A 16,983-nucleotide genomic window follows, 5' to 3' on the forward strand; every position below is an offset into this window, starting at 1 on the left:
GCACGCCGCCTGCTGAACTGGTCCCCACAGGTCTCCGTCAGGGACGGCCTCAACCAATTCAGCACATGGGCAAAAAAGGAGCAGGGGTGATGCGCGGGTTAATCTACAATTTGGAACTTCAAAAGGGTGAAGTCCTTGGGTACGCCACGCATTGCCTTGCGTCTCTTCGACCGGATTTCGATCGTATCTGGGTTGTAACCAACGGAGCGCCTGATTCCGACGGCCTGGCCGAACTGAATGCATGCAGCGACGAGGTCGTTGTTCTGGACAAACAACCACGGGACCACATCCGGGGGTATCTGGGCTGCATCAGCCAATTGGGTTTGGATCAGATCCAGGCGCTGGATGAACTGACACTTATGGATTGTGACCTGATCGGTCCCGTCTACCCCTATGAAGCCATGCGGGCCAGCATGGCGGCGCAAAGCGATCTGGACTTCTGGTCAATCGCCAGCAGAAAAGACGAAGCGTTGTCAGAAAACGATCGGCAACTCGTTAGCATCTTTCTGAATTTGGGGCAGAACGTGCTGCAATCGGAGCCGTTTCATAAGTTCCTGCAAAAACACACGCCAAGGAAAGGTTCGCCTGGCAACAAACCGGGTACCACTCCGGATCTGGCGGCCTATCTGATCAAGCACGGCTTCCAAGGCGGTGCGTTTATCAAACCTGAAGACTATGAGACGGACCATCCGCTTCTGCTGGAAATAAAAGAAACGCTGGAAGAAGCGCAGTGCCCCTTTATCCTGCTGCACCCGTTCTACAGCTCGCCGGCGCTTCAGGATGCATATCAGATCAACCTGGACCGGATCATTCCCTATCTGGAAGAAAACAGCGACTATCCGACGAACCTGATGTGGCAGGTTCTGTTGAAGACGACTTCATTGCGGTCGCTACACACCAATCTGGCCTATCAATTTACGTTTGACAGCAAATCATACGAAGGAACGCCAAAATGGGATTCTTCGCTCAAAATCGCGGCCTGTGCGCATCTCTACTACACCGAAGCGTTTGAAGAGATTTTTGATCGGGTCAGCAATATTCCACACCCGTTTGATTTCTATATCACCACCGCGTCGGACGAGAAGAAAGCGATCCTGGAAGAAAAATGCGCAGCCGCTGGAATTGAGGCAGATGTGCGTGTCGTGAGCGAAAATCGCGGGCGGGACATGTCCTCGCTGTATATCGACCTCAAAGATGTGGTGATGGAAAAGGACTATGACCTGGTTTGCCGCCTGCATTCCAAAAAGTCACCTCAAGTGCATCCAACGACCGGAAAATACTTCAAAAACTTCATTTTTGACTCGGTCTTGGCGAACAGGGAATACGTGTCTCATCTGTTGGATTTCTTTGCCACCCACCCTCATGTGGGCATGGCATTCGCGCCCATGATCCATACCGGTTACCGGTCGATGGGGCACGCCTGGTACGACAACCGGCCGATCTTCGCCGAAATCCTGGAGGACCTGAACTGCTCGGTCCCGGAAGAACCCTATTCACCTTTGGCCGCATACGGCACCGTATACTGGTTCCGTCCGGACGCCCTGCGGCCGATGTTTGACGATCAATACCAGTATTCGCAATACAATCAGGAACCCAATCATGTGGATGGCGGGTTGGCGCACGGCCAGGAACGGGCCATGACCTATGTCGCACAGGCCCGGGGTTACATGTCAGCGACCGTCTGGCCGGACTATGTGGCCGCCCAGAGCACGACGTTGATGGAATACAAGATGGACAGCCTGTATTCCTATTTCCCGATGGAGCACGTCGCACCGCACGGGCACCTGATTTCCTACGTCAATGGTGAAACTCACCGCAGCCGAACACCCAGCACATTGCGGCAGTTCGAAAGGTTTTGCAGGCCGGCGCTCAAATCGGTCGGTGCAGCGCTTGGTATCAAACGCCAGAAAAAGAACAAGCATCGCGACTTGTCGCAATTCCAGAAGTGAGCAGCCTGACGGATGTTATTCAGCAGCCCGACCTTTTTGTATGCGTTCCTACCGCTGATATTGGCAGGATGCTATCTGACCAGAACGGCCCACACGCGGAATATCCTTCTGCTGTGCGGTTCCGTGATCTTTTATAGCTGGGGAGAGCTGAAGTACCTTCCGCTCATCTTTACGGCCATTGCGATCACGCATGCTGGCACGGTCTATCAGATCAAGGGAACAAAGCATAAGCGGCTGGTAGTTTCGCTGTGTATCGCGGCCCTGCTATCGCTGCTCGGGTTCTTCAAATACTACGGCTTTGTAGCCGAAAACTTGCGCTCGGTCGGGGTCGGATTCCTGCCCGAACTGACAATTGCGCTTCCATTGGGCATATCGTTCTTTACGTTCCAGGCAATCTCGCAACTGGTCGACGTGTATCGTCATAGCGACGAAGAAAAATACCAGTCCCCGACGTTGTTGCGCACTGCGCTGTATATCATTCTTTTCCCGCAGCTGATTGCCGGCCCAATTGTGCGCTTTGGGTCCGTTGTGACGCAGATGGGAAAGCGGCTTGATACCGGCAGCAGGCGCTCGGTTGGGGCCAAGCTCTTCGTCCTGGGCCTGGCGTCAAAGGTCATCATCGCAGATAAGGTCGCACCAATTGCAGACCACGCTTTTTCACTCGGGCCAGCGTTGGACATGGGGGAAGCGTGGCTGGGCGCTGTGGCCTATGCCCTTCAGATCTTCTTCGATTTTGCCGGATATTCGAACATGGCGATCGGACTGGGTCTGTTTTTCGGGTTCAAATTTCCAACCAACTTCCGCGACCCATATGTGTCCAAGTCCATGACCGAGTTCTGGCGGCGTTGGCATATGTCATTGTCCAGCTGGTTTCGCGACTATCTGTACATTCCACTGGGCGGAAACCGTCACGGTCAGGTCCGTACGGTCATCAATCTGCTGATTGTCTTTCTTGCGACCGGTATCTGGCATGGTGCCGCGTGGAACTTTGTCATCTGGGGCCTGTGGCACGGTAGTTTTCTGACGCTTGAGCGGTTCTTTGGCAAACCCCGTCAGATTGTTTTTGCACGAGTCTACACGTTGTTGGTCGTGCTGATCGGGTGGGTGTTCTTCCGGGCCGAGACGTTGGGTGACGCGGTTGACTACCTTGGCCACATGTTCGGCGCCTCGGGGGATGGCGTGATATCCCCCGAGTTCTTTCTGACGGTCAGCAATGAAGTCATGGCGATCTTCGCGATTGGTCTTTTCTTCGGCTTGGTTCCACGGCCGGTTCGCGACCGCATCTGGAAACGCCCCAACAGAATTGGCTGGCTCTCTAATATGTGGTTCACTTTCCTGCTGTTGGTATGTTTGATGTTCGTGGCCAACAGCACGTATAGCCCATTCCTGTATTTCCGGTTCTGACATGGACAAAATACTGCTCATATGCCTGCTCATACCCGTCCTGGCCGGGTTTTTCAGCAGTGACCTCAATCTTGAAAACCGCGCACAAACTGAGTTTCCTGCGTTCCCGGATTCACTGTCCGGACTGGACGACTTTTTTGCAGGGGTCGATGACTTTGTCTCCGACAATATCGGCCTTCGCAATCAGATGATTTTGGCCAAGAAGTCCTTGGATAAAAAAGTGAACCGCCAGGGCAACGCGAAGGTCATCGTGGGGCGGGAAGGCTGGATGTACTACAACGCGCCGTCGGTCATTGAACGAACAAGCGGGTTGGAATTCTTGCCTTGGCGCGTCACCAGTATCACAAACTATGTGCTCGAGGCGCAGGACCTGGCAGACAAGGTTGGGGCCGAATTTCTGGCTATTCCGGTTCCGACCAAGCACGCTGTCTACAACAAGTATATGCCGTCCTGGGCGCAAACAGACGAGTTCGAGAAATCTGAACAACGGGCCATCATCAAGAATTTGGCAGACCAGAACATACCCCTGACGGATCCCTATGTCGTTTATCAGGACTATGATCTTGACGAAACGCCTCTTTATTACAAACGGGATACCCACTGGAACAGTTTCGGTGCCTATGTCGTCTTCTATGACGCGATGAGCCGACTGGGCCTGGCCGAAAATCTTCCACCCCCGCAGGCTCTGTTGATCGGCTACAATGAAGGCACGTATTTCGGTGTTCTCGACCAGTTTATGGGGCTCAGCGAAGCCGCTGATAGTGAGGCAATTCCCGAATTGGACATGACCATGTTGCGGGCCGTCGAAGAACAAAGCGTTGAGGACTTCGAAGATCATGTTTCGATGAATTCGTACATTGTCAAATTCGATGACGGTAGCTCGGGCAAACCCAAACTGCAGATTATCGGGGACAGCTTCACGTTTGGGTTCTTTCGACCTTTCCTGGGCGCAGTTTTCAGTGAAGTACGGTGGTCGCATCATGCGCACGGCGCCTACGATAGAAACGCAGTCGAAGCGTTTCAGCCTGACTATCTCATCTTTGAGTTTGTCGACTGGGAAATACCGGGCTGGCACCTGCATGAAACACTCAAGGCGTTGAACTGATGCGGGTCTTTGATCACCAGATTGTCATGGCAACAATCTTTGAAGTTTACGGCGGAAAGGCCAGCATTCTCGCCGACAAGGCGGAACAGATCGCTTAACGAAGCGGCCGGATCACAAAGTAGCAGTTGTTATGCCGTTTTGGAGATGGTCCCGAACTCCGCCTATGGAAAAAACCGGAGAAGTTTGTAGGAATAACATCCTATCTGAAATATCCACCCACTCATACGAGAAACGATAAGTGAACGGCACCTTGACGCATCCTGACTGGTTCGACCCCGAATACTACCTGAACAGCAACCCTCAGATTCGCGAGAAAGGCATAGATCCATGGTCTCATTACTTGAAGCACGGTTATCAGGAAGGACTTAAGCCGTCAGCTGCGCCAACCCATCCTGACTGGTTTGATCCCGAGTTCTACCTGAGTACTAATCCGGCCGTCCGTGAGACGGGAATGGACGCGTGGTCTCATTACCTGAAGCACGGTTATCAGGAAGGACTTAAACCATCGGCAACGCCAGCCCATCCTGATTGGTTCGACCCCGAGTATTACGTGAAAGCCTACCCGGAAATTGGCGCAAGCGGTCAGGATCCCTGGACCCATTTCGTCAACTATGGCTATCAGGAAAAACGTCGTCCATCCGAACTAAAGGGTGTGTATGATTTTGACGGGCTCAGCACCATTCACAGCTCTGATTTCATGCAGGATCCCGCCTTCAAAAAAGCGTATGAACGGGGTTCGAAAGCCGCCCGTGGCATCGACCATCACTGGTACTGGCGGTTCCATGTCGGTCTGTGGTGCATGCGAACCGCCATGGCGCTTCCGGGCGATTTTGCCGAGTTCGGAGTGAATTACGGCATGTTGGCATCCGGCGCCATGCTTGATCTGGACTGGAACAACCAGAACAAAACCATCTTCCTCTTCGACTCATTTGCCGGGATGAAGCCCGAACATATTGAAGGCGCGGAAGAAGGCAAAGAGCACCTGTCCGAATACAACACCGCCGCGTTGTCTAATGGCTTCTATGCGATCAGTGCCGATGAAGTTCGCGCGAATTTTGCGGAATTCAAAAACACCAAGATTGTGGTTGGCTTTATTCCTGACACGCTGGATCAGTTGACGAGCGAACAACTGGCATTTGTTCATATCGACCTGAATAACCCTGCACCGGAAATAGACGCCTTGCGGTTCGTTTGGGACAGAATCGTGCCCGGTGGAATTGTGCTTCTGGATGACTATGCTCAGAAAGGGTTCGAACTGCAGAAACAGGCGATGGATGAGCTGAGCCGGGAGATGAACTTTCACATTTTGTCTCTGCCGACAGGTCAGGGCTTGATCCTGAAAACCTGAGATTTGTATGCCGGACACGTGGCGCGTCACGTGTCCGGTACTTTCTGCATGCAAACGGTGTCAGAACCGGTCTTGTTGTTGCCATAGGGTGCAGTCTTTTGAAGCAGACCCTGCAGAAGGACCGGCGAGGTTCCGCGGCCGTCGCCTTGCCGTGACCAGTATTGTCAAAGAAGTCCACGCGGGATTGTCTCGCGCCATTCCTTTGTCAGGACTTCGGATTTTTCGGAGCCTTCGGTCGCGCGCAATTTTCTTTCCAGGTAAAAATTCTGCTCATCACAGGTCATTTGGCCTTCCGTATGTATCTCAACCTGCCAATCGCCTCGTGCGAACGTAAATGACCAGTTGGCTTTGTACTGTGCCGTTGTCGGATCGTCCGGGTGGATCGCGTAACGCATGGCCACATGGCTGCCAACTGTCATACCATGATAAGGATCGGTGGCCTTGCCGTAATCGTCAAATGTCGTAAGGACCACGGTTCCGTCGTCTTCCACTGAGCGCTCCGAACGTCCAGAAGGTGGCCGCAGTTGACTGGCCTGAAGTGTCGGATAATCCTGAACCGACCCGGGATTTGATGGTGCGATTTCCTCGTGTACGTCCCGCACGGGCAACAGCAGGGCTGAGTGTTCCAGCAGCAGCGTCACTTGTGCAGCGTCGGGTGCAGGCCAGACTATTGGCCAATATGAGGTGGACAGCGCCAGACGCAGGATGTGTCCCGGTAGCAGGCGGTGGGCGCATTCGTTCAATACGATTTCCGCTTCATAGACCTTTCCGGGCACCAATACTTCTGGTGTCTCATGGCTGTTGCAATGCGTCAGGTTCAGCGCGCGGTAGGTAATCCGCTGCGACGTTCCGTCGGGGGCAACGTCACACAGACGCGCGACCAGTTGCGCCACCGGTTTGTCCACGGTGAAGGACAGTTTCAGCCGGGCGCGCCCCAACAGGTCCAGCGGTTTTTGCATTGCTGTGCTGTCGAAGCAAAGTGACAGTGCATCATCCTGAGATTGATCCTCGGACAACTCGTTATCTATCCGCATGCCAGGACAGAAATACCCGCTTGCCTGTCCGATATGCGAGGGGCTGGCCACCATCGCTTTTTCGGCGATAGGAGCGTCCGCAAATCCACCCGGTCGCAGGTGCCAGTGCTGGGTACCAACATTGGGTGAGGGCCATTGGCTTTCGGCGATCCAGTGCCCCTGTCTTGGCTTGTTTTCCTTGGTCGGATTGAAATGTTGCTGCATATACGCCCGATAGGCGGGCAGATCCTCGGCCCCGTTCTGTTGCCCTTTCAGCCATCGATCGAACCACCTGATGACTTCCGAGTGGAAGTCCCCGGCATCCAGTTTGGCAATATGCGGATAGCGGTGTTCCCAGGGCCCGATTATAGCCTTTGCGGGTACTTCAAGATTGGCGGCCAGCGCGGGGGGCGCGTTGACATAGGCGTCCGCCCAGCCGGTGATTGCCAGAACGGGGGCCTGAATGGCTGACCAGTCTTCACAGACCGAGCCATGTTTCCAAAACCCATCTCGGGTGGGATGGCGCAGCCAGTCGGCGGCTGAAAATGGCACGTTTTCAAGCCGTTTCAGCCAGTCCTCGCGCCAATCAGGTCGCAAAGCGGGATCAGCCGGGCGCGTCAGGTAGGCAAACATCTGGCACCCCCAGTTGACGTTGTCGCTGAGCAGGCACCCGCCCATGAAGTGAATGTCGTCGGCGTAACGATCGACTGTCGAGGCGACACTGACGACCGCTTTCAACGCGGCAGGACGGCGGAAAGCCAGTTGCAATCCGTTGAACCCGCCCCAGGAAATTCCGATCATGCCGACGTTTCCGTCGCACCAGTCCTGTGCTGCGATCCAGTTCAGAACGGCTTCGCCATCGCTGAGTTCCTGCTCGGAATATTCATCATCGAACTGGCCGTCACTGTCGCCGGTTCCGGCGATGTCCACCCGGATGCAGGCATACCCGGCCTTGGCAAACACAGGATGGGTAGTTTCATCCCGCGGCGCAGTCCCATCACGCTTTCGGTATGGAAGGTACTCCAGAATCGCAGGGGAAGGCCCTTTTTCCGGCAACCAGATCCTTGCGGCAAGTTTTCGCCCTTCCGGTAGTGGTATCCATGTGTTTTCGATGATTTCGACTGGCATTTTCGGACGTCACCCTTTCTGCGACCGGCTTGCATACCCGGATACCAGTGAATTCGGAACTTGGCGACGTTTTACATGTTTCGGTTCCACCGCGCCGGATTTTTTCACCACGGCGCGGTGGCGTCTTAGCTGCGCATCCGTGCGCCTTCCGGATCAAACGCACACGCATATTGAAGTTTCGCCGCAAACCGGCTGCCGGCTATATTCAGATGGACCCTGACGCCATCAGCGTCTTTCAGTTTGACATGGGCGAGTGCAACCGGCTTGCCGATACGATAGCCAAAAGCGGCGGATGTCGTATGACCCACAATCTCGTCTCCGGCATAGATGGGCTCATGTCCCAGTGGCACCGCCGTCTCGTCGTCGATGATCACCGTGACCAAATGGCGTGAACTCGTTTCGCGGCGCTGTGCCAGCGCTTCGGAACCGATAAAGGGCTTCTTCTTCGACACCAAACTGTCCAGCCCGGCCTCGACAGGGGACGTGTCGCTGTCCAGTTCATGACCCATGGCGGCAAATCCTTTTTCGATCCGCATGGCGGTCTGGGCGTACAGGCCCGCCGGTTTTGCGCCCGCTGCCGTCAGCACTGCATAAACTGCGGGGGCGTTTTCGGCGCGCATGGTGATTTCCCAGCCCGGTTCCCCGACATATGACATGCGCACGGCCCGAACATGGCATCCGGCGATGTGCGCGGGACCGACCTTGAAATAGCCCAGTCTGGTCAGTTCGGGCGCACCGGCCTCGGTGATGATCCGTGCGGCGTCAGGACCCATCAGGCCCAGAACGGCGTAGTCCTCGGTGCTGTCGTTCAGGGTCACATCAAACCCTTCCGAGTGGCGGCAGAACCAGGCGAGGTCCCGTTTGATCGCATTGGTGCCGACGAACAGGCGATAGTGGTTATCGGCAATCCGATGGGCGGTAATGTCGCTTTCATAGGTGCCGCGTTGATTCAGTACTGCAGTATAGACGGCACTGCCCGGCGGCTTGGCCATGTTGGACGCGCATGTATGTTGCAGGAACGCCTCGGCATCCGGGCCTTCAACCTCGATCTTGCCGTACGATGACGCATCGAAGACAGCCGCTTGCTCGTGCGCGGCTTTGACTTCATTCGCCACGTTTTCGAACCAGTCGGGTTTGCCGAAACTCATTGCGGGCTCGGCGGTTTTTCCGAAGTAGAGCGGGCGCTCCCAGCCATAAAACTGGCCAAAATGCGCGCCCGCTGCTTTGTATTCCGTCTCGAGCGGCAGGGCACGCAGGTTCCGCGCGGTTGTGAGCTGACGGCCGGGATAGGCGATTTCGTAGTGGGTTCCCAGAATTTCCGGCGCCCGGGCCATCAGATGATCCAGCGAGTTGAACACAGGCGCAAAACGTTTGGCATCCGCTTCGCCCAAATCATACGCCGTGTGCCCATGAACGATGCAATGGGCCAGGTTCATCCCGGCGCCGCCACCCGAAGCGATCCCGACCGAGTTCAGACCACAGCCCAGATAGAGCCCGCGTGTCTCCGCCGTCTCGCCCAGCATGAACATGCCGTCCGGGGTAAAGCTCTCGGGCCCGTTGAGCAGCATTTTGACCTCGGCCGTCTCAAGCGCCGGTAACCGGTGCAGCGCGTTCATCATCATCGGCTCGAAATGGTCCCAGTCCTCGGGCAGTAGGCTGAATTCAAAGTTTTCATCAAGGATGCCGGGTTTCACCGGTTTGCTCATGGGTTCAAAGCAACCCACCAGCAAGCCGCCTGAATCGTCGCGGATGTACAGATGGCTGTCGTGGTCGCTGAGCGTTGGAGTATTTCCGACAATTCCGTCGATTGGCTTGGTCAGCAGGTAGAAATGTTCGCAGGCAAGCGCAGGCACGGCGGAGCCGGCCATGGCGCCCACTTCGCGTGACCAAAGCCCGGTGCACAAAGCAATGGCATCGCATGTGATCGTACCGGCCGTTGTTTCAACGCCCTTGATGCGGCCATTTTCAGTCAGGATGCCAGTGACCCCGGTATCCTCGAAAATCCTTGCGCCCAAACCTTTCGCAGCCTTGATCAGTGCGGCGCACACGTCCGAAGGGCTGACTCGGCCGTCGTCCGGCGACCAGACAGCGCCGATGACATCTTCGGCATTCATCAGCGGCCAGCGTTCCTTGGCCTCGCCTGCGCTGATGGATTGCGCAGTGACCCCATAGGCTCTGGCCAGCGCCTCTTGCCGTCGTATATGCGTCAGGCGCCCGTCCGAGGTGGCGATGGACAGGCTGCCTTTCTGGATCCAGCCAACATTCTGGCCCGTTTCCTGTTCAAGCCGGGAATAAAGATCGACCGAATACTGGATCATACGGGTCAGGTTCTGCGAATGGCGAAGGGCGCGTACCTGTGCAGCAGAGTGCCACGTCGTACCGCTGGTCAGCTTGTTGCGTTCCAGCAGGATCGCATCGCCGACCCCCATTTTTGCCAGGTGGTAAAGGGTCGAGCACCCCATAATTCCACCGCCGATAACAATAACTGAAGCGTGGCCTGGGACAGTCATTTCGCTTTCCTGTGATTCTGATTCAAAGCCAATTTTACTCAGAATATTAAATTTGAAAAATTAGTCTAACAATTTTTATCATTCGTTAAATTATGTGAACAAGCGTACAGTTCACCACCATTCCGGAATTGTCCCGAGCGGTCCCGAGCCAATCGTTTGCGTATTGCGAGGTTTGTTAGGTCAGGGTCGGAAGACGATCATAGTCTTCCAGCCGATCCCTCAGGAAAGAATAATCGGTGCGGGCCTGATTCAGAACGGATCGTTCCAAAACGATGTGTTTCAAGGCTTCTTCATGCTGTGGAAACGCGACGGGGCCCTTGTTTTCGTCCATCCAGGGCCAGCAGAAGAGCGAATTTCCATACTGCTCACCAGCGCGGTTGAGTGACATCAGGAAAATTTGGTTCTCCATCGCTCGGGTGGTCGCGAAGGCGTGCCAGGTGGGGAAGGATTCATCCCGGAAATAGGCGCCGCAATGGGTTATCAGATCAACACCCTTGTCGACGGCCAGGGTACGGCATAGCTCGGGAATGCGGATGTCGTAGCAAATGATAGGGGCGATCCTGAACCCACGGACTTCGTAAGTCAGCAGATGCGCGCCGCGCTCAAAATACTCTTTCTCCATCGAGGCGCCGTATTGGGCCAGATGTAGTTTGTCATAATGCCCGACAAGATTGCCGTCCGGTCCCACAACCGCAATCGAGATATAGTTGCCGTCTGTCCCTCTGCGCGCGAAGCTGTAGGACACGAAAACGCCGAACTTTAGCGCCACATCACGCCACGCGCGGAATGAAGCACCGTCCAGGGGTTCAGCAATATTGTCCAGGCGCGAAAACGCCGCGCGGGAATAATCGATGCTTGACAATTCGGGCAAGACCACCAGGTCCGCAGGCCGGGTGGCCAGTTCCTCGGATACTCTTTGCGTGGACTGCGCCAGATGATCGTCGCGTTCCTGCGCAGACTTCGTTTGCGGAATGCGGATCTGACACGCCAGAATTGCCAGTGTTTCTTCCTTCGACATTGTCAGACTTCCTTGTCCTTCCAATACTCGCCCAGCCTGATGCGATCCGCTTCAATCTGTTTGATTCTGTCTGTTGCGCTGGCCCGTTCCTCGATCGTGAAGAACCCGATCAGTGCCTCGATCAGCACCGTTACGCCGGCAAAGGAGCCAAAGAAAAACGGGGCCTGATCCTGAGCCAGCAGTGTGTGATCTGCCATGATCGCAATAGGCGACGCGGGACTGTCGGTGATCGCGATTACCTTCGCCTTTCGTTCCTGCGCAAATTCGGACACCTGAATGGCCGCGTTGGCGCAAGGTTGCAGGCTGATTGTTATCACGGTGTCCTTTTCCGAGATATCGGTGATTGAGTCGGCCAGAACACCGCCAGCGGCCTGAAGCAGGCGGAATTTGCCGCTGGTCATTCCCGCCAGATAGTGCAGGTAAGACGCGTGGGTTTGCGAAGCCTGCATTCCCACCAGATAGACATGTCTGCTTTTGCTTAACATGCGGGCGATCTCGGCGATGTGTTCCGGGTCGTTGGCTTCGAACAGAGAAGATACGTTGGTCAGCGCTGCGTCGCGCAACTGCTCCCAGAACCTGATGTTGCTGCGGCTGTCTTCCGAGTCGCTCATGGTTACGGCGCGCAGGTGATAATCCTTGATGTCGTGCTGCTGCACCTGTTTGCGATAGACGTCACGCAGCTCGCTATAGGTCTCGTACCCCAGAATTTTTGCCATGCGGGAAAAATTCGGCAGGGAAACGCCCGCATTTGTTGCCACACGGCGCATGGACAGTGTCGCGATGTCGCCCGGATGCTCAAGCATGTAGGTCGCGACGATTTTCAGAACGCGGGGAAGGTCGGGGTAAAGGTCCCTCAGGCGTTCGCCGATTTGCTGATAATCGCTCATACTACAAGTGCTCAGAACAGGAGGTTGCTCACGTTGATGTTTCCGGGTGTATTGACGATGGCCCGAAACCAACAGCCTGAGCGCGATGCTAGGATGATTTTCACGTTCGTGCAATATTTCCTGACAACTGTATCATTTGAAAACATCCGGGCCGGACGATGCCCTGTGTCGGGATGTCAGTCCGAGTATGTGCGTTTGCCTAGCGGAGTACTGGATATTCTGGCCTTCAACATTTCAAGAAAGGCGAATTCTGCGGGGTTCAGACGCGCGTTGCTATGGTGGACCATGAAAAAATCGATCACCGGTTCGTTGGTGTAAGGCGGCAGGCGCCAGAGTTTACCTTGCGCCACATATTGGCGGGCGAAGTGGACGGGCAGGGGGCCAAACCCCAGCCCGGCAATGATCATCCGCAAGGCCTCGTCCAGATTAGACGTGTATCCGATAACCTTCTTGTCCAGTGCCTGCTGCGCCCGCAAAAGGGCCACCGGCCTTAGGGCATCCCACAACTGGTCGGTTTTAAAGGAAACGGACGGATACTCTCTCAGGTCGCTCAGCTTCAAATCCGCTTGCCCAAAAAGAGGATGCGTCGGGCCGCAAAAGAAGCTGAAGAAAGATCTATACATGATCTCGTGATTCAGTCTGGGGTGAATTTCGTGGGCCAGGCAAAAGCCCACGGCCGCGTTCTTCTCCAGAACACTGCGCTGGACGTTTGCGCTGGACATGACGTTGATTTCAAATGTCACGTTGGGATTCTGTTCGTGAAAATCAGACAGAACCCTGTCGTAGAAAGGGCTTTCAATTCGGCTGGTTGTGGCGATGGAGACCTGACCGGTCAGATGATCCCGTGTGGTTTGGGCTGTCTGCACGGCGCGCGTGATGGTTCCGAACACTTCAACACATTCCTGATACAGGGTTTCGCCGGCCGGCGTGACCCGAAAGCTTGACGGACTGCGCTCAATCAGCTTGGTGCCGGTGCGGGCTTCAAGCCGCTGCAAGGCCTGGCTTATTGTCGGCTGGCGCAATCTCAGTCGGTTGGCTGCGCTGGTCAGGCTGCCTTCCTGGACGATAAACATGAAGGTGCGCAGCAGGTTCCAGTCCAGTTCCCGCGCCAGTCTTTCCGCCTTGGATTCCTTCATGCCATTAACCAGATCTATGATATCCATTCATATTATCTATTTGGTCTATGACAGATCTGCGCGCAACATCTTCTTGTCGTCCCGATACGTTCAGGGATTCTCGGAGGCCTGTCAGTGCAGAAATCGAATTTGTTCTATCAATCCCGTCTCCGGCGGCCTCAGGTCGACCGTGCCGAAGGGATCTATTTTTGGGATACGGAAGGCCGACGGTACATTGATGGCTCATCCGGTGCGATGGTTAGCAACATCGGACATTCGAACCCGAACGTTCTGGCTGCGATGAAGGCGCAAATGGACAGCGCCACGTTCGCTTACAGGCTCCATTTCGAAAACGCCCCGGCCGAAGACCTCGCGTCGGCCATCGCCGCGCGCATGCCGGACGGTCTGAACCGGGTCTTTTTTGTGTCGGGTGGCTCAGAAGCGGTTGAATCCTGCGTGAAGTTTGCGCGCCAATGGGCGGTCGCCACTGGGCAGCAGGACCGCTGGAAAGTGATTTCGCGGTTCCCTTCCTACCACGGAAGCACCTTGGGTGCGCTTGCACTGACCGGGTACGGGCCCTTGGTAGATGTGTTTCGGCCAATGTTTCAGGACATGCCGAAGATCCCGGCACCGCGTTGCTATCTGGACAATGACAACCTGTCCGATGACGCGCGCGGTTTGAAATACGCCGAGATGCTGAGGGATGAGATCATCGCTCAGGGTCCTGAGACCGTGCTGGCCTTTATCATGGAACCGGTGGGTGGCGCGTCGACCGGAGCGTTGGTTGCACCGGACAGCTATTATCGCCGCATCCGGGAAATCTGCGACGAATTCGGTATCCTTTTGATCATGGACGAAGTCATGTCCGGCGTTGGACGGACGGGCAAATTCATGGCGTCCGAACATTGGGATGTTCGTCCGGATCTGGCCGCTGTGTCCAAGGGCTTTGCCGCCGGTTATGCGCCGCTGGGCGCGATGATTGCCGACGAACGGATGGTGGACGCCGTCCTGGTCGCTGGCGGTTTTGCGCACGGTCACACCTATGCAGGCAACCCGCTGGCCTGCGCGGCGGGTCTGGCAGTGCTGGGTGAAATCGAACGCCTGAATCTGCTTGAGAACGCGACCCGGATGGGTGGTGTTCTGATGGCCGGGCTGCACGAGTTGATGGGACGCTATTCCTTCATCGGCGACGTGCGGGGCAAAGGTTTGCTGATGGCGTTTGAAATGGTTTCGGATCGCAACAGCATGACGCCGCTTCCCAAGCAACTGGATGCGTATTCCCGGTTTGTGGACATCTGCTACGATCGAGGTCTGATCACCTATTCCCGCCGGACCAGGGGTGGGCTGGAAGGGGATCATTTCCTAATCTGCCCGCCGATGATCGTAACCGAAGATCAGGTTGGCGACATTCTGAACATTCTGGATGACAGCCTTTCCGTATTTGCGCGGGAAGCCGGGCTGGAGAGCTGAATATGACAAGAAAAATCATCATAACCTGTGCGGTCACAGGTTCGATCCACACCCCTAGCATGAGTCCGTATCTGCCGGTGACACCGGATGAGATCGCGACTGCGGCTATCGGGGCAGCCGAAGCAGGGGCCTCGGTGTTGCATCTTCACGCGCGCCACCCGGAAACCGGGAAGCCAAGCGCGGATATCGACGTATTCCGGCAGTTTTTGCCGCGCATCAAACAGGCTACAGATGCGGTCATCAACATCACGACAGGTGGTAGTTCGCAGATGACGATCGAAGAGCGCCTGTCCGCTCCGTCGCAACTGTCGCCTGAGATGTGTTCGCTCAACATGGGGTCAATGAATTTCGGTCTTTTCCCGATGCGCGAACGTTTCTCGGACTGGCAACACGACTGGGAAGAGCCATTTCTGGAAAACTCTCGCGACAATGTTTTCAAGAACACGTTTCATGATATCGAGCGTCTTTTCACGCTGATGGGGGATGGGTGCGGAACGCGGTTCGAGCTGGAGTGCTACGACGTTGGTCACATCCAGACCGTCGCCTACTATCTTCGGAAAAAACGGATCAAGGCACCCGTCTTCCTTCAGTTTGTCATGGGTGTCTTTGGCGGCATGGATGCCAGCCCCGAGAACTTGATGCACATGAAATCAACCGCGGACCGTTTGCTGGGTGATCAGTACCAGTTTTCCGTTCTCGCTGCCGGGCGCCAGCAGATGCCTTTGGGGACAATGAGCGTGGTGCTGGGAGGGAACGTGCGCGTCGGGCTGGAAGACAACCTGATGATCGCGAAAGGGGAACTGGCCACAAGCAATGCGCAGCAGGTGCAGAAAATTCGACGCATTGTCGAAGAATTGGGGTTCGATGTCGCAACACCCACGGATGTACGCGAAACACTGGGGCTAAAAGGCGCGGATCAGGTCGCGTTTTAGGGGGATGGCATGAAAGTCTTTGTTGATCAGGAAAAACAGCGCCAACACTTTCCTTCGGGATTTCTGGTGAATGGCCTCATGCAGCCCAATCCGGAAAAACCTGAACGGCTGGAACGGTTTCTGGATGGGGTCGCGACAGGCGGGCATGACATTCTGGCCCCCGAGGATCATGGCCTGGGTCCGATTGCGGCGGTCCACGCTCCGGCCTATCTGAAGTTTCTGTCGACAGTTTACCCGCGCTGGCAACGTATTCCGGATGCGGCGCCAGAGATTTTCCCGAACATTCATCCCGACCGCCGCACGGCGAGCTATCCGTTATCCGCCGTGGCGCAAGCGGGATACCACATCGCGGATATGTCCTGTCCTATCGGAGAGCACACCTGGGAAGCGTCGCGCTGGTCTGCGAACTGCGCTGTTTCTGCAGCGCAGGCCGTGAGCGAAGGCGACGATGTCGCCTATGCGATGTGCCGCCCGCCCGGGCATCACTGTTTCAGCGATCTGGCGGGTGGGTTCTGTTATCTCAACAACAGCGCAATCGCAGCGCAATACCTGCGAAAGCAGCATGACCGCGTGGCGATCATCGATGTGGATCTGCACCATGGAAACGGTACGCAGGGCATTTTCTATGAACGCAGTGACGTCTTCACGCTTTCCATCCACGCGGATCCCGCGCGGTTCTATCCATTCTTCTGGGGCCACGCGCATGAACGCGGTGAGGGCGCCGGATTTGGTTATAACCTCAATATTCCCCTACCGCGCGGAACCGGGGATGACGGGTTCATGAAGGGGCTGGAAAGCGGGCTTGAACATGTCCGGGCCTTTGCGCCGGGCGCGGTCGTGATCGCGCTGGGCCTCGACGCTTTCGAAGGTGATCCGTTTGGCGGGCTGGCGGTATCAACGCCGGGCTTCACCAGAATTGCGGAGAAGCTGAATGAGTTGGCCGTTCCGACCGTCATCGTACAGGAGGGGGGCTATCTTTGCGATGAACTGGGTGAAAATCTGAACGCATTCCTGTCCGGGTACTCAGGTTGATGTTGAAACGCCCCAGGGGATTTAGCAAGATGACGATCTGCAATTGTTGCAACGTCCGGTGCCGATGGAGTG

General features: G+C 55.8%; 12 protein-coding genes. 7 read left to right on the top strand and 5 right to left on the bottom strand.

Going from position 1 to position 16,983, the window contains the following annotated elements:
* The first annotated feature begins 89 nt into the window (after positions 1-89).
* The 4 genes from ACR0FE_RS11640 (at position 90) to ACR0FE_RS11655 (ending at position 5,806) form a co-directional block, all read left to right on the top strand.
* A complete protein-coding gene (locus ACR0FE_RS11640; RefSeq protein WP_480912849.1) occupies positions 90-1,949 on the top strand; it encodes a rhamnan synthesis F family protein in 1,860 nt (619 codons plus the stop codon).
* A 12-nt stretch (positions 1,950-1,961) separates the two neighbouring features.
* Complete coding sequence (locus ACR0FE_RS11645; protein WP_170611461.1) at positions 1,962-3,353, top strand: MBOAT family protein; 1,392 nt, start codon at positions 1,962-1,964, stop codon at positions 3,351-3,353.
* A gap of 1 nt (position 3,354) precedes the next feature.
* Positions 3,355-4,458 (top strand): alginate O-acetyltransferase AlgX-related protein, encoded by a 1,104-nt coding sequence (locus ACR0FE_RS11650; RefSeq protein ID WP_480912850.1) that lies wholly within the window; start codon positions 3,355-3,357, stop codon positions 4,456-4,458.
* A gap of 238 nt (positions 4,459-4,696) precedes the next feature.
* Positions 4,697-5,806, top strand: coding sequence for a TylF/MycF/NovP-related O-methyltransferase (locus ACR0FE_RS11655; protein WP_480912851.1), 1,110 nt, complete (start codon positions 4,697-4,699; stop codon positions 5,804-5,806).
* 164 nt (positions 5,807-5,970) lie between these two features.
* Here the strand turns inward: ACR0FE_RS11655 and ACR0FE_RS11660 are convergent, their stop codons facing one another.
* The 5 genes from ACR0FE_RS11660 to ACR0FE_RS11680 all read right to left on the bottom strand — a co-directional run bounded on the left by ACR0FE_RS11660 (position 5,971) and on the right by ACR0FE_RS11680 (position 13,525).
* A complete protein-coding gene (locus ACR0FE_RS11660) occupies positions 5,971-7,947 on the bottom strand; it encodes a CocE/NonD family hydrolase (RefSeq protein WP_480912852.1) in 1,977 nt (658 codons plus the stop codon).
* A gap of 125 nt (positions 7,948-8,072) precedes the next feature.
* On the bottom strand, positions 8,073-10,457 hold the full coding sequence (locus ACR0FE_RS11665; protein WP_480912853.1) for a GcvT family protein: 2,385 nt from the start codon (positions 10,455-10,457) through the stop codon (positions 8,073-8,075).
* A 175-nt stretch (positions 10,458-10,632) separates the two neighbouring features.
* Complete coding sequence (locus tag ACR0FE_RS11670) at positions 10,633-11,475, bottom strand: carbon-nitrogen hydrolase family protein (protein ID WP_480912854.1); 843 nt, start codon at positions 11,473-11,475, stop codon at positions 10,633-10,635.
* 2 nt (positions 11,476-11,477) lie between these two features.
* Positions 11,478-12,362, bottom strand: coding sequence for a MurR/RpiR family transcriptional regulator (locus ACR0FE_RS11675; protein ID WP_170611449.1), 885 nt, complete (start codon positions 12,360-12,362; stop codon positions 11,478-11,480).
* Positions 12,363-12,538: 176 nt separating this feature from the next.
* Positions 12,539-13,525 (bottom strand): LysR family transcriptional regulator, encoded by a 987-nt coding sequence (locus ACR0FE_RS11680; RefSeq protein WP_480912855.1) that lies wholly within the window; start codon positions 13,523-13,525, stop codon positions 12,539-12,541.
* Positions 13,526-13,606: 81 nt separating this feature from the next.
* Here ACR0FE_RS11680 and ACR0FE_RS11685 point away from each other — a divergent pair, with 81 nt between their 5' ends.
* From ACR0FE_RS11685 to ACR0FE_RS11695, 3 genes are read left to right on the top strand one after another with little or no spacing between them, the layout of a single operon-like run.
* Positions 13,607-14,947, top strand: coding sequence for an aminotransferase family protein (locus ACR0FE_RS11685; protein WP_480913005.1), 1,341 nt, complete (start codon positions 13,607-13,609; stop codon positions 14,945-14,947).
* A gap of 2 nt (positions 14,948-14,949) precedes the next feature.
* Positions 14,950-15,879 carry a 3,5-dioxohexanoate:acetyl-CoA acetone transferase gene (gene kce, locus ACR0FE_RS11690; protein ID WP_480912856.1) on the top strand — a complete coding sequence of 310 codons (930 nt, stop codon included), beginning with the start codon at positions 14,950-14,952 and terminating at the stop codon, positions 15,877-15,879.
* Positions 15,880-15,888: 9 nt separating this feature from the next.
* The gene (locus ACR0FE_RS11695; RefSeq protein WP_480912857.1) at positions 15,889-16,911 is read left to right on the top strand and encodes a histone deacetylase family protein; all 1,023 of its coding nucleotides are present in this window, start codon (positions 15,889-15,891) and stop codon (positions 16,909-16,911) included.
* Positions 16,912-16,983: the final 72 nt, after the last annotated feature.

The sequence above is a fragment of the Ruegeria sp. K7 genome (assembly GCF_056531785.1).

Bases quoted from the DNA above. Each gene is read 5' to 3' on its own strand.
- ACR0FE_RS11640 (WP_480912849.1), top strand. From the start codon at position 90: ATGCGCGGGTTAATCTACAATTTGGAACTTCAAAAGGGTGAAGTCCTT.
- ACR0FE_RS11645 (WP_170611461.1), top strand. From the start codon at position 1,962: ATGTTATTCAGCAGCCCGACCTTTTTGTATGCGTTCCTACCGCTGATA.
- ACR0FE_RS11650 (WP_480912850.1), top strand. From the start codon at position 3,355: ATGGACAAAATACTGCTCATATGCCTGCTCATACCCGTCCTGGCCGGG.
- ACR0FE_RS11660 (WP_480912852.1), bottom strand. From the start codon at position 7,947: ATGCCAGTCGAAATCATCGAAAACACATGGATACCACTACCGGAAGGG.
- ACR0FE_RS11665 (WP_480912853.1), bottom strand. From the start codon at position 10,457: ATGACTGTCCCAGGCCACGCTTCAGTTATTGTTATCGGCGGTGGAATT.
- ACR0FE_RS11670 (WP_480912854.1), bottom strand. From the start codon at position 11,475: ATGTCGAAGGAAGAAACACTGGCAATTCTGGCGTGTCAGATCCGCATT.
- ACR0FE_RS11675 (WP_170611449.1), bottom strand. From the start codon at position 12,362: ATGAGCGATTATCAGCAAATCGGCGAACGCCTGAGGGACCTTTACCCC.
- ACR0FE_RS11680 (WP_480912855.1), bottom strand. From the start codon at position 13,525: ATGGATATCATAGATCTGGTTAATGGCATGAAGGAATCCAAGGCGGAA.
- kce (WP_480912856.1), top strand. From the start codon at position 14,950: ATGACAAGAAAAATCATCATAACCTGTGCGGTCACAGGTTCGATCCAC.
- ACR0FE_RS11695 (WP_480912857.1), top strand. From the start codon at position 15,889: ATGAAAGTCTTTGTTGATCAGGAAAAACAGCGCCAACACTTTCCTTCG.